Below are 17777 nucleotides of genomic sequence, written 5' to 3'. Positions count from 1 at the left end.
GCCTGAGAAACACACAGGCGGCTCTCAGGCGGCGCCTGGGCTGGGAGCCGTACCGCATCGGGGTCTGTGCCCCCGCCTCAGAACAGCCCCTCCTGCGGGCGGTCGAACTCCCGCACCGGAAAGGTGAGTCCACCGGCACCGGCACCGGCCGTCGGCACCAGCTCCCACCCGCTCATCAGACGCGTGTCGAGCACGACCACGCCGCGTCCGCCGACCGCCAGATGAAGATCGGGCCCCGCGGCCGCGACCAGTTCGCCGCTCACACCACCGCCGGGGACGAGTTCCACCACTTCCCCGAGGGCAGACGGCGCGCCGGCGAGCCCGAACACCTCGAAGTGATCGACGACTTCGCAGGGCTCGGGGGCCAGCGACTCCGGCCACCCGGGAAGCGCCACGGCCCGGGCGTGCAGCTCCCGCAGCGGTGCCGCGCGCTCCGCCTCGGCCCGCGGCAACGCCGACCGCACGGCCCGCTTCTCGGTGTACGGGATCCGGTCCGGCACCTGGAGCGCGGCCCGCAGCAGCTCCTCGGTGCGCCGGGCGGCCATCAGCGGGCCGGTGCCCAGCCAGCTGAAGCAGACGGCGCCCTGCTCCAGCAGCCGGGCGGAGCCCCGCTCGACCGCGGTGATCCCGACCTTCACCATCCCGGGCCCGAACCAGGCCAGATACACCCGGTACGGCCGCGGGTCGTCGGCGAGCGTGTCGGCGGCCACGGAGTGCGCCCGGTCCAGCCGTGCGCACTCCTCGCACCGGCCTCCCGTACTCCGCCCCGACACCACCGCCCGCACCGGGCACTCGTGCCCCCGCGCGCCCGCACACGTGCGCACGCCCCCTGCCGGCACGGCGAAACCGACCCGCTTCCCCCGGGGCAGCGCGCTGCGCCGCCCCCCGCCCCACACCAGCACGGGCCCGCCCGCCGACCAGCGGAGCCCCGAACACTTCCACACCCGTCCCATCACGTGTGAGGGTAAGGGCGGGGTCTGACAGTGAGGTGGGGATGCGCATGGCCACCCGCTGGGCTCCGCCGCCGAAGCCCCACGTCCACCGGGACACCAGGCAGTCCGGCCCCAACTTCCCCTTCCCGCCCGCGCCTTCACTCGGCGGGGGAGAGAGGCACCGGCTCGGTGGCCGCCGGCGTCCCCACCACCCCGGCCGGCGCCGCGGCCCGACGCCCCCGCCCCGCCAGCCGGCAGCTGACGCAGCCGGGATGGCCGTCCCGCGCCTGTGCGTCCCGGACCCGCATCCCCCAGCGCCCCCGCGGCCGCACCCCGGGCGGCTTGCCCCAGCCGGCCAGATGCAGCACCCACGTCACCACCACGCTCACGGCGACCACGGCCAGCCCGGCGACGACCACCGGCAGGGAGGCCGTGCACACTCCCGCCCCCACCACAGCGCTTCCCACCGTCGCGATGCCGAAGCCGGTCCAGCCGGCGATCGTGTGACCCTCGTCGTACAGACTCATACAGCCGCTCCAGTCCCCCGGGGGAAAGAATTCCCTCACGAACTAAGACATCCGCTCGACCGAATATCTCACGAACTAAGGAATCTCGAAAGATGCACGTCACGCCGCGACCGCCCGCCACTCCGGCCCAGGCGCTGTCGGCGATGGACCACCTCATCGCCGCCCACCTGATCGGACAGCAGGAGCTGGCCCGGCGACTGGGCCTCAACGTCACCGACCTGACGTGCTTCGCCTTCGTCCTGGAGGCCGGCGACGACCTGCTGACGGCCGGCGACCTCGCCGCCCGCGCCCATGTGACCACCGGCGCGGTGACCGGCATCCTCAACCGCCTCGAACGCGCCGGTTACGTCACCCGCCGCCCCGACCCCGCGGACCGCCGCAGGGTCCGGGTGGCCGCCGTGCCGGACGCCGTCACGCGCGTGGAGGCGGTGTACGCGGGCCACTACAAACGCCTGACGGCGCTGTTCTCCGACTACACCGCCGAGGAACTGTCGATCATCACCGACTGGTTCACGAGGGCGACGGCACTGGCCCACGAGTATCTGGAGAAGCTGAACCGCAACGACCCCGCCGAGGAGTGCTGACCCTCCCCGGCCTCCTCCGGCCCCGGCCACCGGAAACATCAGAGGCCCCGGATCTCTCCGGGGCCTCTGATCTGTGCGCACTCGGCAGGATTCGAACCTGCAACCTTCTGATCCGTAGTCAGATGCTCTATCCGTTAAGCTACGAGTGCTTGTTCTTTTGTTCTTGTCTCCGTCCCGATCCTTTCGGCCCGTCCCGGCGACAGGAAGAACATTACATGACTGCCGCCGTCATGTGAAATCCGATTCGCACACCCCTTGTGACCTGCGGAAACGTCTACAGGGTGGGATCGAGGGGGAGGACGGGAGAACGCCGAAGCCCCGGTCCTGGGGACCGGGGCTTCGGGATCGGTGCGGAGGCGGAGGGATTTGAACCCTCGATGGGCTTTAAGGCCCAAACCGCATTAGCAGTGCGGCGCCATAGACCGGACTAGGCGACGCCTCCAGCACAACCGCTCACGCGAGCGCGCGAGTGGTGCGTGCAGATGATGACACAGCCGAGCGGCCTGTCACCAATCGCCCCCCACGGTACTAGGCAGTCGGCCCGCAGGGCAAAGGCCTTCCGCCCGGCGAGGCGCGGACGCAACGTCCGGGGGGCCCGCGCGTTGGGCACGGCATGGTCTTTCTTCGTGAGTGGGGTCCCGGGCGGGCCGGCGCATGGCGGGGTCCTGGGCGGACGGTCCCCCAGCCGGGTCGTGTGCGCGGCCGCCGCACATCCGTCCTCGCCGCCGTGTCGGGCCTGGCCGGGCTCGCCGCCGCCCCCGCCGTCGCCGCCCCCGCCGTCGCCGTGCCGGCCGCCGGAGCCGCCCGCGCCGCCCCCGCCGTCGCCGTACCCGGCATGCCGCCGCCCGTGCGGCCCGAGGACCGGGCCGGTGATCACCTCACCGTGGTCGTGCGGCACGCGGGGGCCGGGCGGGACGGGAGGTACGAGTTGTCCTGTCACCCGGCCGGCGGAACCCACCCGGACGCGGTGGAGGCGTGCCGGGTGCTCGACGCGCGGACGAACTGGGGGCGGGACCTGTTCGCCCCCGTCGCTCCCGGCACCGTCTGCACCATGGTCTACGGCGGTCCGGCCACCGCCCGTGTGACCGGCACCTGGGCCGGGCGCAGGGTCGACGCCACCTACGACCGCGGCGACGGATGCCAGACCGGCCGGTGGGACCGGATGGTGCCCCTGCTGCCGAGGGTCGGCGCGGCGGAGACAGGGGAGTAGGGGCGGCCGGCCGGGGCCGTGAGCTTTTCCTGACGGAAACACCGGTGCCGTAAAGGTCCCGCGAAAGTCTCAGGGAGCCGCGGGGCGTGGCCGGCGGACAGGTGGCCGGTTCCGTGTCACTTCGTCGTGGGACCTCGCTCTCATCCGGCGTCGCGAGCGCAACGTGTGCGCTTAGACTCCCTCGCGTGACACGTCGCGGGCCGGTTGGCAAGATGGCCCGAGCGGTCGGCAAGGTGCGGTAACAGGGAGGAAGGCGTCTCGTGAGCAGCAGGCCATCCCGAGGCGCTGCTCGCCTCGCAGCCATACTCGACGCGCTGCCGGACGCGTTGGTCCTGGTCAACGCCAACGGAACCGTCGTCAACGCGAACACCATCGCGCTGGAGGCCTTCGAGGCGCCCGGCACCGCGCTCGTCGGACGCGGGCTGCTCGATCTGCTGCCCGAGTTCGACTCGCGGCTCATCCCCGGATCGATGCGGCGGCCCGATCACATGGACCCGCGGGGGCGCACCAAGCCCACGCGGATGGTCGCGCGGCGGACCGACGGGAGCGAGTTCCCGGTCGAGGTCACGAGCGCGAATCTGGAGAACGGGCAGCAGGCGTACGACGGTTACGGCTACACGGGCGACGAGCTGCTCATGCTCGTCGTACGGGACCTGTCCGGGACCGTCGACACCGAGGCCGAGCTGGCGCGCTCCCAGCGGCAGACCGAGATGATCCTGCGGGCCGCGGCGGAGGGTGTCGTCGGTACCGACACCGACGGGCGGATCGTGCTCGTCAACCCGGCCGCCGCCCAGATACTGGGATACCGGGCCGGTGAGCTGGGCGGCAAGGAGCTGCACACGCTGGTGCTGCACTCGCGGGCCGACGGCTCCCCCTTCCCGTACGACGAGTCGCCGCTCGCCGACACCCTGCGCTCCGGGCGCAAGCACCGGGTGCGCGGGCAGGTGCTGTGGTCCAAGGGGGACGAGAAGGTCTCCGTCGATCTGACCACCGCGCCGGTGCGCGACGGGGACCAGCTCGTCGGCGCCGTGATGACCTTCACCGACCGGCGCCCCCTCGACGCCCTCGCCGAGGAGAAGGCCGCGCTGGAGAAGGCGCACGCGGAAGAGCTCGAGCGGCTCTCCGAGGAGCACGCCTCCGACCTGACCGCGCTGCGCCAGCAGCACGTCACCGAGCTCGAGGAGCTGCGCGACAAGCATGCGGAGGAGGTCGCGGCCGGCGAGGAGCGGTACGCCGCGCTCGCCGAGCGGGAGAAGGACCGGTACGAGGCGCTCGCCGCGCGGCACGAGCAGCTGCTGACCCTGCTCGGGCAGTCGCTGCGCGGGCCCCTGGACGAGCTGCGGCGCGAGCTGGCCGCCCTGGCCGCCGACGACGCCGGGCAGCTGTGGCCCGAGGCCAACCAGGTGCTGCACCACCTGAGCGCCGGGTACTCCCGGATCACCACCCTCATCGACAACGTCCTCGGGTACCAGCGGCTGGACGCGGGCGCCGAGGACATCACGCGTACGAAGGTGATGCTGGACGCCGTCGTCGCCGCCGGCGTGGAGGGCGCCGTCGAGCTGATCGGCCCGGGGCGGGTGCAGTTCGCCGTGCACGCGCCGCCCATCGAGGCCGAGGTCGACCCGCAGCGGCTCGCCACCGCGCTGGCGCACCTGGTGGCGGACGTCGCCGGGGTCGACGCGACCGGCAACTCGCCCGTGTCCGCGGGCGGTTACCTGGACAACACCGTCGTCGTCGCGGCCGCGCAGCGCGGTGAGGTCGCCCGCATCGAGGTGCGCGGGCCGTACGCCGGCGGGGACGCGGTGCACGAGCCGATCGTGCGCGGGATCGTACGGGCCCACGGCGGCGTGCTGCAGACGCACGAGGTGCCGGGCATGAGCGGCAGCGCCTATGTGCTGGAGGTGCCGCTGGGCGGCGGCGCCGGGACGGTCGACGCCGCGACCGGCGGGCAGACGGCGCCCGCCGGGGAGCTTCCCGCCCTGCAGGGCGCACCGGACGCGAGCGGGCACGTCCCGGGCGGGCAGCTGGAGGCCGTGCCGGCGTCGGCCGGGCAGCTGGCCGGTGCCGGTGAGGTGGCCCTGGCCGCGGGCGGCGAGCAGACCGGCGGCGGTCGGCGGCGGGCCCGGCGGGCCTCCACCGACGCCTTCCTGGAGAGTGAGGTGCCCGGCGCGGCCCAGGCCGGTGAGGCCGGGGCGCCCGCGCCGACCGGGCGCCGCCGCAGGCGTGCCGGGGCGCCCGCCGAGGAGACGGGCGCGGTCCCGGCCGAGGCCGTGGAGCCCCCGTCCAGTGGGACCGGGCGGCGCCGTGGCCGGCCCGCCGAGGCCGGCGCGGGGGTGACCGAGGGCGCGGTGGTGACCGCGGCCGAGCATGCCGCCGGGGCCGCCGCCTCCGGTACGGGACTCGGCGCGGCCGTTCCCCCGCAGGGTGTGCCCGCGGGCCTGCCCGCCCGGCCCGACTCCGGCGCGGCGCAGGCCGCCCTGCCGCCCGCGCTGCCGGTGGCGGACGGCGAGCAGACACCGGGCGCGCAGGCCGTTCCGGCCGAGGGCGCGCAGCCGACCGGGCGGCGCCGGCGTGCGCTGGCCGCCGCGGCGGAACGGGCCGCGGCCCAGGAGGCGGCCGGTCCTCGTACGGTCTTCGCCCTTCCGCCCGCCGAGGCCGACCGCTCGCCCCAGTCCCCGGACGCGGCGAACGGGGTGGGCACGGTTCCGCCCGGCGGCGTACCGGGTGCGGGCGTGCCTGCCGGTGCCGGTACGCATGCACCGGCTGGTCCCGGCACGGGCGTGCCCGTCGGTCCGGGTGCGGGTGTACCGGCCAGTGGTCCCGGCGCTCCGGGCGTCGTCGAGGTGCAGCCGCCGTTCGTGGGGCAGGGGCCCGGGCAGGTGCAGGTGCCCGCTCAGCCGCCGCTGGCCGTCGGGGGCGTACCCGGAGACGCGGGCCGCCACGACGCCGTACCCCTCGACCAGGCCGCGGACCACACCCCGCCGCAGCCGCATCCGACCAGCGCGCCGACCGGCCGGCGCCGCCGTGCCGTGACCCAGCCCGCGGAAGCCGCTCCGGTGGCACCGGCGCAGGGCAGCGCGCCCGGCACCGCGCAACCGGCTTCGGCGCCGATGCCTCCGGCCGCTCCCGTGCACCCCGGCCAGGCGGCTCCGGTCCAGACGGCTGTTCAGGGCCGGGGTGTTCAGGGTCAGGCGACTCCGCCTCAGGGTGTGCCGGTGGCTCCCGGTCAGGGCATGCCGGTTCCTGGTGTTCCGGCGCCGGGTACGGCCGGACAGGGCTTCCCCGTCCAGAACGGTCCCGCGGCCCAGGCGATGCCCGCGGCTCCGGCGGGCCCGGCGGCTCCGGCCGCTGCCGGTCAGGCCGGGCCCACCCCGCAGCCCGCCCCCGCGGCGGCCGCGACACCGCCCGGCGGTACGCCGAGCGGCCAGCCGCTGCCCGCGGAGGCCGGTGCCGGACCGGTGCCGACGGCCGGCCAGGCGCCCGGTGCGCCCCAGCAGTGGCCCGGCGCCGACACCCCGGGGGCGGGTACGCCCGTACCCCCGGCCGGTGCCGGACCGGCCCCCGCCCAGGCACCCGGTGCGCCGCAGCAGTGGCCCGGCGCCGACGACACCTCCGGTGCGGGCACGCCCATGCCGCAGAACGGAGCGGCACCCGCCCCGGCCCCCGGTGTGCCGCAGACCGGTACGCCTGCCGCCGGTACCCCGCGGGCCGCGCAGCCGTTGCCGGCCGCCGGTGCGGCGCTCGACCCGAACTCCACGCAGGGGCGGGCGATCAGCGTCCGCACGCTCGGTCAGGGTGTGCCGTTCTCCCGGCAGGCGGCGCAGGTGCAGCAGCCGACGGCGACCCCGCCGCCGCACGCGCCGGGCGGTTCCGGCCGTCGCCGCAAACTGGGCACCCGCCCCGACCCGGCGCAGCAAGCGGAACAGCAGCCGGAGCAGGCGGCCCGGCCCCATCCGCAGGCCGGCCATGCGCCCGCGCATCCGTCGCCGGCCGAACCGACGCCCGCCCATCCGTCCTTGGCCGGGCAGGCGTCCGTCCACGCCCCCTCCCTGGCCGGGCAGCCCCGGCTCGCCCCGGGCACCGAGGGCGCCGGACGGTCGTACGCCATCGGCGCGCCGGACGCCGACGCCGCCGAGGGACCGGAGCCGCTGGACGGCCCCGGTGGTGCCGTGGAGGTCGCGGACACCCCGCGGCCGCAGCCGCTCGACGACGAGCTGCCGCCGGAGCCGCTGGACAACCCGCGCCGGCTGCTGGTGTGGCCCGCGCCGGACGCGACGACCCAGCAGGCGCTGAGCGACCGCGGCTACCGGCCGGTGATCGTGCACTCCCGTGAGGAGGTCGACGCCCAGATCGCGGCGTTCCCGGCCGCCCTGTTCGTGGACCCGCTGACGGGGCCCATCACGCGGACCGCGCTGCAGTCGCTGCGCCAGGCCGCCGTGGCCGCCGAGGTGCCGGTGCTGGTGACGGCCGGGCTCGGGCAGGCGACGCGCGAGGCGGCGTACGGCGCCGATCCGGCCGTCCTGCTGAAGGCGCTGGCGCCGCGCGACAGCGAGCAGCATCCGCCGCGGGTGCTGCTCATCGAGGAGCACGCGGAGATCGCGCTGGCGCTGACCTCGACGCTGGAGCGGCGCGGGATGCAGGTGGCGCGGGCCGCGAGCGACGCCGACGCGGTGACGCTGGCGGGGCAGTTCCGGCCGAACCTGGTGGTGATGGACCTGATGCAGGTGCAGCGACGGCAGGCGGGCCACACCGGGATCATCGACTGGCTGCGGGCCAACGGGCAGCTCAACCGGACCCCGCTGGTCGTCTACACCGCCGCGGTCGACCAGGCCGACCTGCCCCGGCTGGCCTCGGGCGAGACGGTCCTGTTCCTCGCCGAGCGGTCGACCAGCACCGAGGTGCAGAGCCGGATCGTGGACCTGCTGGCCCGGATCGGCACCAACTGACCCCTCTCAGGGTCAGTCGGTGCCGATGCCGGCGCTCACAGCCGGGTGACGTCCAGCCGCCCGTCCGCGTACTGCCTGCGCAGGACCTTCTTGTCGAACTTGCCGACGCTCGTCTTCGGCACCGACTCGACGATCGTCCACCGTTCGGGCAGCTGCCACCTGGCGATCTTCCCCTCCTCGGCGAGGAAGGCGCGCAGGGCCTCGAAGTCGGCGGCGGCCCCCTCGCGCAGGACGACCGTGGCCAGCGGGCGCTCGCCCCACTTCTCGTCGGGTACGGCGACCACCGCGGCCTCGGCGACGTCCGGGTGGGACATCAGCGCGTTCTCCAGCTCGACGGAGGAGATCCACTCGCCGCCGGACTTGATGACGTCCTTGGCGCGGTCGGTGAGGGTGAGGAAGCCTTCGGGGGAGATGGTGCCGACGTCACCGGTCTTCAGCCAGCCGTCCTCGCTGAACTTGTCGGCGGGGCGCAGGGGTTCGGCGCCGGGGCCGTTGTAGTAGGCGCCCGCGATCCAGGGGCCTCGCACCTCCAGTTCGCCCGCGGACTCGCCGTCCCAGGGGAGGCGTTCGCCGTCGGGGCCGGTGAGGCGCGCCTCCACGCCGGCCGGGAAACGGCCCTGGGTGAGGCGGTAGGCGAACTCCTCCTCCGTGCCGACCGCGTGGGCCGGCGGCCGGGCCACCGTGCCCAGCGGCGAGGTCTCCGTCATGCCCCAGGCGTGGCAGACGCGCATGCCGAGCCTGTCGAAGGCCTCCATGAGGGAGGGCGGACACGCGGCGCCGCCGATGGTGACCTGGGCGAGGGAGGAGACGTCGCGGGGCTTGGCGTTCAGCTCGGCGAGCAGGCCCTGCCAGATGGTGGGGACGGCCGCCGCGTGGGTCGGCCTCTCCTGCTCGATCATCTCGGCGAGCGGCGCGGGCTGCAGGAAGCGGTCCGGCATCAGCATGTTGATGCCGGTCAGGAAGGCGGCGTGCGGCAGGCCCCAGGCGTTGACGTGGAACTGGGGGACGACGACCAGCGAGGTGTCCTGGTCGGTCAGGCCCATGGACTGCGCCATGTTGAGCTGCATGGAGTGCAGGTAGACCGAACGGTGGCTGTAGACCACGCCCTTGGGGTCACCCGTCGTGCCGGAGGTGTAGCACATGGCGGCGGCCTGGCGTTCGTCCAGCTCCGGCCAGTCGTAGGCGGTGGGCCGGCCGGCGATCAGCTCCTCGTACTCGTGGACCCGGGCGTGCGTGCCCTGTAGCGGGGTGCGGTCGCCGGGGCCGGAGACGACGACATGCTCGACCGTGGGCAGCTTGGGCAGCAGCGGGGCGAGCAGCGGGATCAGGGAGCCGTTGACGATGACGACCTTGTCGGCCGCGTGGTTGACGATCCACGCCAACTGCTCGGCGGGCAGCCGGAGATTGAGCGTGTGCAGCACCGCGCCCATGGAGGGGATCGCGAAGTAGGCCTCGACGTGCTCGGCGTTGTTCCACATCAGGGTGGCCACCCGGTCGTCGCCGGTCACGCCCAGCTCGTCCCGCAGCGCGTGCGCCAGCTGGGCGGTGCGGGCGCCGGCCTCGGCGAAGGTGCGCCGGTGCGGCCCGGCCTCGCCGGTCCAGGTGGTCACCCGCGACGATCCGTGGACCGTGGACCCGTGGGTCAGGATCCTCGAGATCAGCAGCGGTACGTCCTGCATGGTGCTCAGCACGGAGTCCTCCCGGGGCGGCATTGCCTACGCGGTGGTAGAGGTGTGCGCTGATTCTGCGCACATACCGCGTGGTATGTCACTAGGGGGTGTGTCACTCGGGAGGAAAATCGGGGCCGGAGCGGAACGGAGTTGGCGGAAACCTGGTCAGCCGCAGCGGGGGTTGGCGGGACCGGGGTCGGCCGAAGCCGGGTCGGCCGAAGCGGGGGTCGGCGGATACCGGGGCCAGCCGAGGCCGGGGCCGACGGACACCAGAACCAGCCGCAGCCAGGGCCGCCGGACACCAGAACCAGCCGCAGCCAGGGCCGACGGACACCAGAACCAGCCGCAGCCAGGGCCGACGGATACCGGGGCCGGCAGACACGGGGGTCAGCGGCGACAGGCGTCAGCGGAAGTCCGGCATCAGCGGACCAGCCCCAGCTCGGGGTCCTCGCGGAGCTTGCCGAGCGCACGCGACACCGCCGACTTCACCGTGCCCACCGACACCCCGAGCACCGCGGCGGTCTGGGCCTCGCTGAGGTCCTCGTAGTAGCGCAGGACGACCATCGCCCGCTGCCGCGCGGGGAGCTTCGTGATCGCGCGCCACATGGCGTCGTGCAGCGCCTGCCGTTCGGCCGGGTCGTCGTCGCCCGGCACCGGCTCCGGCTCGGGCAGTTCGTCGCAGCTGAACTCGTCCACCCGGCGCTTGCGCCACTGCGAGGTCCGGGTGTTCAGCAGCGCGCGGCGCACATAGCCGTCCAGCGCCCGCTGGTCCTCGATCCGCTCCCAGGCCACGTACGTCTTCGCCAACGCGGTCTGCAGCAGGTCCTCGGCGTCGCTCAGGTTCGCGGTGAGCGAGCGGGCGGTACGCAGCAGGACCGGCTGACGGGCCCGTACGTACGACGCGAACGTCGGGTACGCGGGAGCCTGGCCGCTCGGCGGGCGCCGGGGGTGAGGGAGGGCCTGCCGCCTTGGTGCTGCGGCGGCCGAGGCACTGGTGCAGACGGGTGTGGTCATGGCTCCACGCTAGGAGCGGCGTACCCTCGGCGGATCGCCCGCAGGTCCCGAAGCGGAGTCCCCCTCAGGTTGTAGGGGTGGGGCTTTCCGCACCTCCTGAAGGTGGACGGCGCGATGACGCCTCCTACGGGTTCGACCCTGACTCCCCGGCGGACGCCCCTGTCGGTCCCACCGGAAAACCTGCCGGTCCCACCGGAAAGCGTCTGCGCGGCGGTACCGAAGCACCGCCGCGCGGACGCGTTACGACCCCGAAGCACACCCCGCGAGGACCCTCACCGGGAGGGGTCTCGCCCCGAGGTCACCACAGGTGGGTGAAGTGGATGGCCACGTTCTCGTTGCCCTGCTGGATCGCCGTCCAGACCGAGCCGTTGACCTGCGCGGTGTTGCTCTGGTTCGAGGCGCCGTTGCCGACCGCGTTCTGCTGCGTGGTGGACGAGTTGCCGTTGTTGTTGTGGCCGACTCCGCTGCCGATGACCCCCGCCACACCGGCGTTGGCGCTCGATCCGTTGTCCGCGACGGCGCCGTTGTCGGCGGCCGCCACGCCGCCGAAGAGGGCGGCTGCGAGCGGGAGCGCGGCGACAGCGGCGAGAACGCGGGCGGTACGGATGCTTGCCATGTGTTCCTCCAGAACCAAGCACTCGGGCCCGAGGGCCGGGAGTACGTGAACTCAGCTTGCGTCAGGGCAGTTGGCCGACCGCTCTGACTGTCGTGGACGACGTCGCGAGATCAGGGTTGCCCACCGAATCCCCGGCGAACCACCCCGGAAGGTCCGATTCGCACGCAAGCGTGATGACAAGTCGATAAACCCTTATCGCCATCTTTAGCCACCTCACTCCCGTAAGCACCCAGACAGCCCTTTCTTCCCTCCAAGCGACACAAGGGATGAATCGTTCCGCCACACATCCGCCGCATATCCACCCACGCCCCCCGCACCCGGCGCGCCGCGCCTACCCCCTCTTCCCTTTTTCGAACATACGTACGACCATGGATCCATGGCCACCACCGACCGGCAGGCCACGACGCTGGCCCTCGCACACGCGCTGTCAGCCGCCGAACGCGGCCTGGCCGTCATCCCCCTGTCCCGGACGAAGCTCCCGGCCCTGCGCTCCCCCCACCGCGACGACCCCGACCCGACCGGACCGCGCTGCCACGGCGAGTGCGGCCGCTTCGGACACGGCGTGTACGACGCCTCCACCGAGCCGGTCCGCATCCGCGAACTGTTCGCCGCCGCGCCCTGGGCCACCGGCTACGGCATCGCCTGCGGACTGCCGCCGTACCACCTGATCGGCGTCGACCTGGACACCAAGTCCGGCACGAACTCATCGACCGCGCTGCGCGAACTCGCTCTGCGGCATCTGTTCACCATCCCGGAGACGGTGGTCGTCCGCACCCCCAGCGGCGGGCGGCACCTGTGGCTCACCGGCCCGCCGGACGTCGTCGTCCCGAACTCCGCCGGCCGGCTCGCCCCCGGCATCGACATCCGCGGCGCCGGCGGCTATCTCGTGGGCCCCGGCTCCCGCACCGACCACGGCGTGTACACGACCGCCCCCGGCACCGCGCACCTGACCCCGGCCCCCTGCCCGCCCTCACTGCTGCGCCTGCTCACGCCCCCGCCCCGGCCCGCGCACCCGGCTCCGCCCGCCCCCGGCGACCACGGCCGGGGCCTGGTCCAGTTCGTGCTCTCCGCGCACGAGGGCCAGCGCAACACCCGCCTCTTCTGGGCGGCCTGCCGCGCCTACGAGAACGGCATCGGCCCCGCCCTCGCCGACCCCCTCACCGAGGCCGCCCTGAACACCGGCCTCACCGAACGCGAGGCCCGCGCGACGATCGCCTCGGCAGCACGCATGACGGGACACCGCCCCTGACGACGCCTCCGGCCCACCTCATTGCCAAACCTATCGAAAATCGATAGTTTCCCATCGAGATTCGATGGGAGGACGGGCCATGGGCAAGCTGTCAGTCGCTGCGCTGCGAGCCGTGCTGGTGGTGGTGCTCGCCGGCACCGTGTTCGTACAGGCAGGGATGGTGTGGGCGTTGGCCGGCGGGAACGACCCGGAGGACGGATCGCTCCCGCTGACCCCGCTGCGCGTGGTCACGATCCTGGGCATGGTGTCGGTCCAGGTCGCCGTCGTCTGCGTGTGGCGACTCGTGGCGATGGTGCGACGCGGAACCGTGTTCTCCCACGCCGCCTTCCGCTACGTGAACGGCGTGATCGGCGCGATCGTGGCGGCTGCCCTCGCCTGGTTCACGGTCACGGCCCTCAATGCGCCGGGGCAGCGGGACGACCCGGGCGTCACCGTCATCATGGGCGGGATCGGCCTGGCCATCCTGGGCGTCGCGCTCATCGTGCTCGTGCTGCGGATGCTGCTCGCCCAGGCCGTCGCGCGCGATGTCGAAGCGGCGCGGATGCAGGCCGAGTTGGACGAGGTGATCTGATGCCGATCGTCGTCGACATCGATGTGATGCTGGCCCGGCGGAAGATGTCCGTGGGGGAACTCGCGGACCGAGTGGGGATCACGCCCGCCAACCTGGCGGTCCTCAAGAACGGCCGCGCCAAGGCGGTGCGCTTCACGACGCTCGCCGCACTCTGCGAGGTACTCGAGTGCCAGCCGGGCGACCTCCTGCGCTGGGAGGCCGAGGACACCGCGGACGACTGAACCATGCGACGGCCGGACACGGCCCAAGGCAACGGCCCCCGACCATATCGCCTGGTCAGGGGCCGTCAACCTGCGCGGTGGGTGTGGGATTTGAACCCACGGTGGCTTGCGCCACGACGGTTTTCAAGACCTTTCGGCGGACGGGACGCCTCGCGGCTATGCAGCAGGTCAGGCGAGTGCAGGCCCCTCGGCGGAGCCGTTGTCTTCCCCTCCGTGCCCCTTACGTGCCCCCGGTCGCTACTCGTGCCCTTCTTCTGGGGCGAGGGGTTACCGCTTCAGCCGGTCATCACAGGAACGATCACCGCCGCGACCGCCGACAGCAGGCCACCGACCCCGAGGAAGGCGTTGAACTTCTCCTTGGCCGTCGGGAGCAAGGCGCGGCTGAGGTCACCTGCCTTGCTCCGCATGACGATCATCTTCATCTTCTGCCACCGGTGCTGGCGCCTCTTGCACCCCATCAGCACGGCGTAGGCATTGTCGCGGCAGTACGTCCGCCCGTCGCGATTCAACGCCCCGGCAGGTCCACAGACTGCCCGACGCGCCGGAAGCTTATGGGGTCATGATCACTCGCGCCAAAGCAGCTCCAGCCCAAAGCCGCTCCGCCGACCTCACTCTTCTTCGAACCAGCCACCCTGCTGCGCGACCCTTGACAGGGGAACTGTCTTTTCCGCCAGCGCCCTACGCATACTGGTCTCAGCCACCCGAACCAAAAAAACCGGATATGAGGCCGCGTTACTTGCAATCTTGCGAGCTACCTCTACGGGCATATTCTCGGACGGTCGAATGTATCCGAGGTGCGGCATTGAATTTCCAGTCACTCGATAAGCTCGTTTAATTCTGTCGATTTCCGCACCCCAATCCGCGGGCCCGGATTGAATTCTTTGAGTCGCGCACCCGAAGATAGCATCATGAACAAAAGGCTCGTCGCCGATGTAGCCCGATAGATATCTATCGACAATTTCTTGCCGCAGCATGCCACCCCCACACCAGATTGTAAGAATGGCAGCGAGTCGAGGGCTCAACACCTCAGGCAACAAATCGACGCGCACATCGCGGTATGCACCGAGCCATCCTCGGATTTGTTCGATGCCCCTAACCAGTCGCTCGCTCTCACGCGCATTTAGGCTTTCAACTACATCATCAAGCTCACTGCAAACCTTGGCGAGCGTCGCAGGGCCGCAGAAGGATAGAGCCACCAAGGCCCAAATCTGCCGCTTTTCTGGGTCCGCTACTTCCAGTTGCTTTTTCCACCATGCAGCATTTCCTGCTTGCAATCGCGCATACCTGACTCGGTCAACCACGCTGACGGATTCATCAAACAGGCCACTGCTTGGCACTTCACCTCTCTTGCCACGCTTAGCCGCAAGCGAAAGCGCACAAGCCATGCCCCACACGGGCCATTTTGGCCCCAGAATGAACTCCACTTTTCTGACATAGTCAGCGAATGCACCGTTCGATGCGGGAGATCCTTCTTGCTGAGGAGCACTCAAAAGATTCTGGAATGACCTAACGACCGCATCAACTTTGGCGTCCTGGACAGGAGCTACTTCGTTCTGCGGCATAGTGAATCCCACCCCGCGGGCTAGGTTTTCACCGTATGTACGCCGCATATCGGAATAGTTCCTCAAGAGAGGCATAGGGTTGAGTGCTACGCAGAGCAGATCCACAGTAGATTTACTTCTACGGGGAGGACGAAACCCTGCAATGAAGCCATCGAATAGAGTATCTCGGAAATACTCAAGAAGATCGAGCCGCTGAGTAAAGTAGCTGGCCCTACCAGCAGCAAGGATCGCCCCGATCACTTCGTCGTGAACGGGAACTTCGAACTCCCTGAAGACCCTAAGCAGGACATCGTCGGCCTGGAAATTGAGAACCCCTAGGAAGTAACCAGACCATACCCAAGAGATCTTCTCGTCACTTGAGGAGAGGAGAGGAAATCCATCAAGCCACAAATTATAGAGTTCTTCACGAGTGCCGTTTTTCTGCGCGAGTGCTGTGATCGAGATCTGTATGTCCCGTGGCGGTGCTCCGCTTAGAACGCTTAGACAGCGCACAAGGAGTTCGGTGCGCCCGCAGCCGTCTGGCAGAGTAATGGGCTCACCACCACTTGTGCTGTAGCGGTCATCACCAAGAAGGGAGCGATATCCGTCCTTATCTAGAATGAGTTCGATTACCTTCTTAAGGCTTCGCGGGTTTTGGCTGAAGACCCAGTCAGCCACAAGAGTTGCAGCAAGCGACCGAGGGTGAGACGTAAGACCTAGGTCGCCATCAGCACAGAGGACCTCGAGTCTGTCGACAAGTGACGGCAACTCACCCTTGCTGAAGCAGCCCGCGTAGAATCGCGTCACGTTGAGCCAATGGGTGTTACGCGCTACGGCGTCGAAGCGCTCATCCTTTGTACCCCGTCTTGGGCTTCCCACTGGGCTGTAAGGTGCGGTTTCGTATAGAAACCGACCGGCGAAGTATTCTCGCAGCGGTTGAACTTCAAACTCAAAGAGACCCTCAACTGCACCTACGAGAAAAACGACACGCTGCGCGAGGCCAGTAAACAGGTCCTTTGTCCAGGCCGGGTCCCTTCCCTCTGCGATGAGGTAATCTTTGATCACTTCCCGAAGGCGACTGGCTTCGATTTTTCCGAGGGCTCTACCCGTCTCAGCTTCGCTATGTAGGAGCCAAGCAAGATACCGGTGCAGGTCAATTAGCACCTCTTGATGCTTCTTTACAATTTCACTTTTTTCGGCTTCGCGAGCTAGGAATAGCTCAACGTAGATGTCGTACAGCGCCGTCCGCTTATCCGGAAGGCTGCCTCCTCGTGTATGAATTACCGTGAGCAAGATGGCGAGCTGCATAGGGTTACGTGCAAGGTCCCGCATGTGCGGCTGATCTAGTTTCTCGCCCAGCGTTTTGCGAAGATTGGCCGTTTCTTTCGGACTCAGGCGACGAGACTTCGCCCACCGCTCAGAGTATTCTTCGATCAAAGGCCGGCCAAGTCGTGTCAAGGTCCACCGCTGAAACAGTGCAGACGGGAACTCAGACACCTCGGCCAATGCTGAAGGTCTTGTCGTGACCAGCATTTGAAGCGCAGCTGCTGACTCTTTCATCCTCCTGGCCGCGGAGCCAATTTCCTTCACCATGTCATTACGAAGGCGGACTTCAGCAACTTCGTCTAGGCCGTCAAGGACGATAAGTAGCGAGCTGGAACGCGCGACAGCAGACAGATCATCTACGGTAAAGGTCCGGCCACCGGACTGCTCACTAATCAAGGCACTGATGAACGATTCAAGAGACTTAGACGAGTGCACCGGCCTCTGAGATTCAGCTTCTGGGCCGAACGGATTCTTACCGGAAAGCCAAGTTGCATATTCCCGCAAGTCCACTCTAATTGGGAAGCGAACAGACTTGGCCTGATGCACCTTGGGAAGATCGGTGAACTCTGCCTTTCCTAGAACGCGCATTCTATGCACTTGGCACACATACTGCGCCAGCGTTGATTTTCCCTGTCCCGGACCTCCTTCTAGCACGACAAGGTCGGAGAGTTTCGCTATGTCGTCATGGAGGAGCAACCTAGCTGCACCAATGGGCTCGTCTCGATCGTTGGATGACCCATCGCGTTGGACAATCTGTTGAACAGTCTCGCGAATCAGTAGCGCACGTTTCTCTTCCTTTCGGCGTCCCTCTTCATGACTCATAGGAATGACCGCGGGGACATCGACGAAGAGATTAAGGATCTCGTTGCTTAGTTCGACCTGCTTGAAGCGGACTTCGTTGTCCATGTCGAACTGTTCCACAGCAAAGCTTCTCAAGACATCCAGGCGGTTACCCAAAAGGTCGCCACCGATGGATTCCGCCAAGGCTTGCAGTAGGTCGGTGCCCCGGAGCATGTCCGGATAGGCCCACTTGACATCAGCATGACCGTCACATCTCCGGTCTAGATCGTCCCTCCACCAAGCACGAATGGGAACGGGAGAATCCGTGTTTAGTAGCTCATTTAGAGTGTCAATAGAACCCGAACCCGGAAAAGCTGTTCCAGGAACGTTGGATACTAGGATGTATTCAATCACACCCTTTCTGCGTTTCACGATTTCCAGGATCTTAGGGAGTTCACCCTTCATTGTGTCGACCAGCCACTTATGGGCGTCATCGATAGTGAAAGGATTTCGGACAAACTTGACTTGGAATACTCGATAGTTTCCCTGCCTGTTTGCGAACATCTGGACGGCATCTCGACCTCCGTCCC

At 69.5% G+C, this 17777-nt stretch carries 13 protein-coding genes and 2 tRNA genes; 6 read left to right on the top strand and 9 right to left on the bottom strand.

Features of this window, described 5'->3' with window-relative positions:
• Positions 1-77: 77 nt before the first annotated feature.
• Together ACGFZN_RS10385 and ACGFZN_RS10380 are read right to left on the bottom strand one after the other, a co-directional pair.
• The gene (locus ACGFZN_RS10385; RefSeq protein WP_393858036.1) at positions 78-953 is read right to left on the bottom strand and encodes a DUF2797 domain-containing protein; all 876 of its coding nucleotides are present in this window, start codon (positions 951-953) and stop codon (positions 78-80) included.
• Positions 954-1090: 137 nt separating this feature from the next.
• Positions 1091-1459 carry an HGxxPAAW family protein gene (locus tag ACGFZN_RS10380; RefSeq protein WP_393858035.1) on the bottom strand — a complete coding sequence of 123 codons (369 nt, stop codon included), beginning with the start codon at positions 1457-1459 and terminating at the stop codon, positions 1091-1093.
• Between the two features lie 92 nt (positions 1460-1551).
• Here ACGFZN_RS10380 and ACGFZN_RS10375 point away from each other — a divergent pair, with 92 nt between their 5' ends.
• Complete coding sequence (locus ACGFZN_RS10375) at positions 1552-2043, top strand: MarR family winged helix-turn-helix transcriptional regulator (RefSeq protein WP_393858034.1); 492 nt, start codon at positions 1552-1554, stop codon at positions 2041-2043.
• Positions 2044-2119: 76 nt separating this feature from the next.
• Here the strand turns inward: ACGFZN_RS10375 and ACGFZN_RS10370 are convergent.
• Positions 2120-2192 (bottom strand) — tRNA-Arg (locus ACGFZN_RS10370).
• A 202-nt stretch (positions 2193-2394) separates the two neighbouring features.
• Positions 2395-2485, bottom strand: a tRNA-Ser gene (locus tag ACGFZN_RS10365).
• 252 nt (positions 2486-2737) lie between these two features.
• Here ACGFZN_RS10365 and ACGFZN_RS10360 point away from each other — a divergent pair.
• Together ACGFZN_RS10360 and ACGFZN_RS10355 are read left to right on the top strand one after the other, a co-directional pair.
• The gene (locus ACGFZN_RS10360; protein ID WP_393858033.1) at positions 2738-3253 is read left to right on the top strand and encodes an SSI family serine proteinase inhibitor; all 516 of its coding nucleotides are present in this window, start codon (positions 2738-2740) and stop codon (positions 3251-3253) included.
• Positions 3254-3513: 260 nt separating this feature from the next.
• On the top strand, positions 3514-8199 hold the full coding sequence (locus ACGFZN_RS10355) for a PAS domain-containing protein (RefSeq protein ID WP_393858032.1): 4686 nt from the start codon (positions 3514-3516) through the stop codon (positions 8197-8199).
• Between the two features lie 35 nt (positions 8200-8234).
• Here the strand turns inward: ACGFZN_RS10355 and ACGFZN_RS10350 are convergent, their stop codons facing one another.
• The 3 genes from ACGFZN_RS10350 to ACGFZN_RS10340 all read right to left on the bottom strand — a co-directional run bounded on the left by ACGFZN_RS10350 (position 8235) and on the right by ACGFZN_RS10340 (position 11499).
• Positions 8235-9890 (bottom strand): long-chain fatty acid--CoA ligase, encoded by a 1656-nt coding sequence (locus ACGFZN_RS10350; RefSeq protein WP_393858031.1) that lies wholly within the window; start codon positions 9888-9890, stop codon positions 8235-8237.
• A gap of 399 nt (positions 9891-10289) precedes the next feature.
• A complete protein-coding gene (locus tag ACGFZN_RS10345) occupies positions 10290-10883 on the bottom strand; it encodes a SigE family RNA polymerase sigma factor (RefSeq protein WP_393858030.1) in 594 nt (197 codons plus the stop codon).
• Between the two features lie 298 nt (positions 10884-11181).
• Entirely contained in the window at positions 11182-11499 is a 318-nt protein-coding gene (locus ACGFZN_RS10340; RefSeq protein WP_393858029.1) for a hypothetical protein, read from the bottom strand.
• Between the two features lie 376 nt (positions 11500-11875).
• Between ACGFZN_RS10340 and ACGFZN_RS10335 the strand changes: the two genes are divergently transcribed.
• The 3 genes from ACGFZN_RS10335 to ACGFZN_RS10325 all read left to right on the top strand — a co-directional run bounded on the left by ACGFZN_RS10335 (position 11876) and on the right by ACGFZN_RS10325 (position 13540).
• Entirely contained in the window at positions 11876-12748 is an 873-nt protein-coding gene (locus ACGFZN_RS10335; protein WP_393858028.1) for a bifunctional DNA primase/polymerase, read from the top strand.
• A 79-nt stretch (positions 12749-12827) separates the two neighbouring features.
• A complete protein-coding gene (locus ACGFZN_RS10330; RefSeq protein ID WP_393858027.1) occupies positions 12828-13319 on the top strand; it encodes a DUF2975 domain-containing protein in 492 nt (163 codons plus the stop codon).
• Positions 13319-13540 (top strand): helix-turn-helix domain-containing protein, encoded by a 222-nt coding sequence (locus ACGFZN_RS10325; protein WP_393858026.1) that lies wholly within the window; start codon positions 13319-13321, stop codon positions 13538-13540. The genes ACGFZN_RS10330 and ACGFZN_RS10325 overlap by 1 nt, the downstream gene beginning before the upstream one ends.
• Before the next feature lie 275 nt (positions 13541-13815).
• On the opposite strand, the gene ACGFZN_RS10320 is transcribed toward ACGFZN_RS10325, so the two are convergent.
• Positions 13816-13962 (bottom strand): hypothetical protein, encoded by a 147-nt coding sequence (locus ACGFZN_RS10320; RefSeq protein ID WP_393858025.1) that lies wholly within the window; start codon positions 13960-13962, stop codon positions 13816-13818.
• Between the two features lie 186 nt (positions 13963-14148).
• Entirely contained in the window at positions 14149-17751 is a 3603-nt protein-coding gene (locus tag ACGFZN_RS10315) for an NACHT domain-containing protein (RefSeq protein ID WP_393858024.1), read from the bottom strand.
• Positions 17752-17777: the final 26 nt, after the last annotated feature.

The sequence above is a fragment of the Streptomyces sp. NPDC048192 genome (assembly GCF_043202415.1).
GTDB lineage: Bacteria > Actinomycetota > Actinomycetes > Streptomycetales > Streptomycetaceae > Streptomyces.
The sequence above is the reverse complement of the archived record's forward strand: the minus strand, read 5'-3'. Positions and strand labels throughout refer to the sequence as shown.

What these genes read in the sequence shown, in the direction of transcription:
- ACGFZN_RS10385 (WP_393858036.1), bottom strand. Translation starts at nt 953, where the DNA reads ATGGGACGGGTGTGGAAGTGTTCGGGGCTCCGCTGGTCGGCGGGCGGG.
- ACGFZN_RS10380 (WP_393858035.1), bottom strand. Translation starts at nt 1,459, where the DNA reads ATGAGTCTGTACGACGAGGGTCACACGATCGCCGGCTGGACCGGCTTC.
- ACGFZN_RS10375 (WP_393858034.1), top strand. Translation starts at nt 1,552, where the DNA reads ATGCACGTCACGCCGCGACCGCCCGCCACTCCGGCCCAGGCGCTGTCG.
- ACGFZN_RS10345 (WP_393858030.1), bottom strand. Translation starts at nt 10,883, where the DNA reads ATGACCACACCCGTCTGCACCAGTGCCTCGGCCGCCGCAGCACCAAGG.
- ACGFZN_RS10340 (WP_393858029.1), bottom strand. Translation starts at nt 11,499, where the DNA reads ATGGCAAGCATCCGTACCGCCCGCGTTCTCGCCGCTGTCGCCGCGCTC.
- ACGFZN_RS10335 (WP_393858028.1), top strand. Translation starts at nt 11,876, where the DNA reads ATGGCCACCACCGACCGGCAGGCCACGACGCTGGCCCTCGCACACGCG.
- ACGFZN_RS10330 (WP_393858027.1), top strand. Translation starts at nt 12,828, where the DNA reads ATGGGCAAGCTGTCAGTCGCTGCGCTGCGAGCCGTGCTGGTGGTGGTG.
- ACGFZN_RS10325 (WP_393858026.1), top strand. Translation starts at nt 13,319, where the DNA reads ATGCCGATCGTCGTCGACATCGATGTGATGCTGGCCCGGCGGAAGATG.
- ACGFZN_RS10320 (WP_393858025.1), bottom strand. Translation starts at nt 13,962, where the DNA reads ATGAAGATGATCGTCATGCGGAGCAAGGCAGGTGACCTCAGCCGCGCC.
- ACGFZN_RS10315 (WP_393858024.1), bottom strand. Translation starts at nt 17,751, where the DNA reads ATGTTCGCAAACAGGCAGGGAAACTATCGAGTATTCCAAGTCAAGTTT.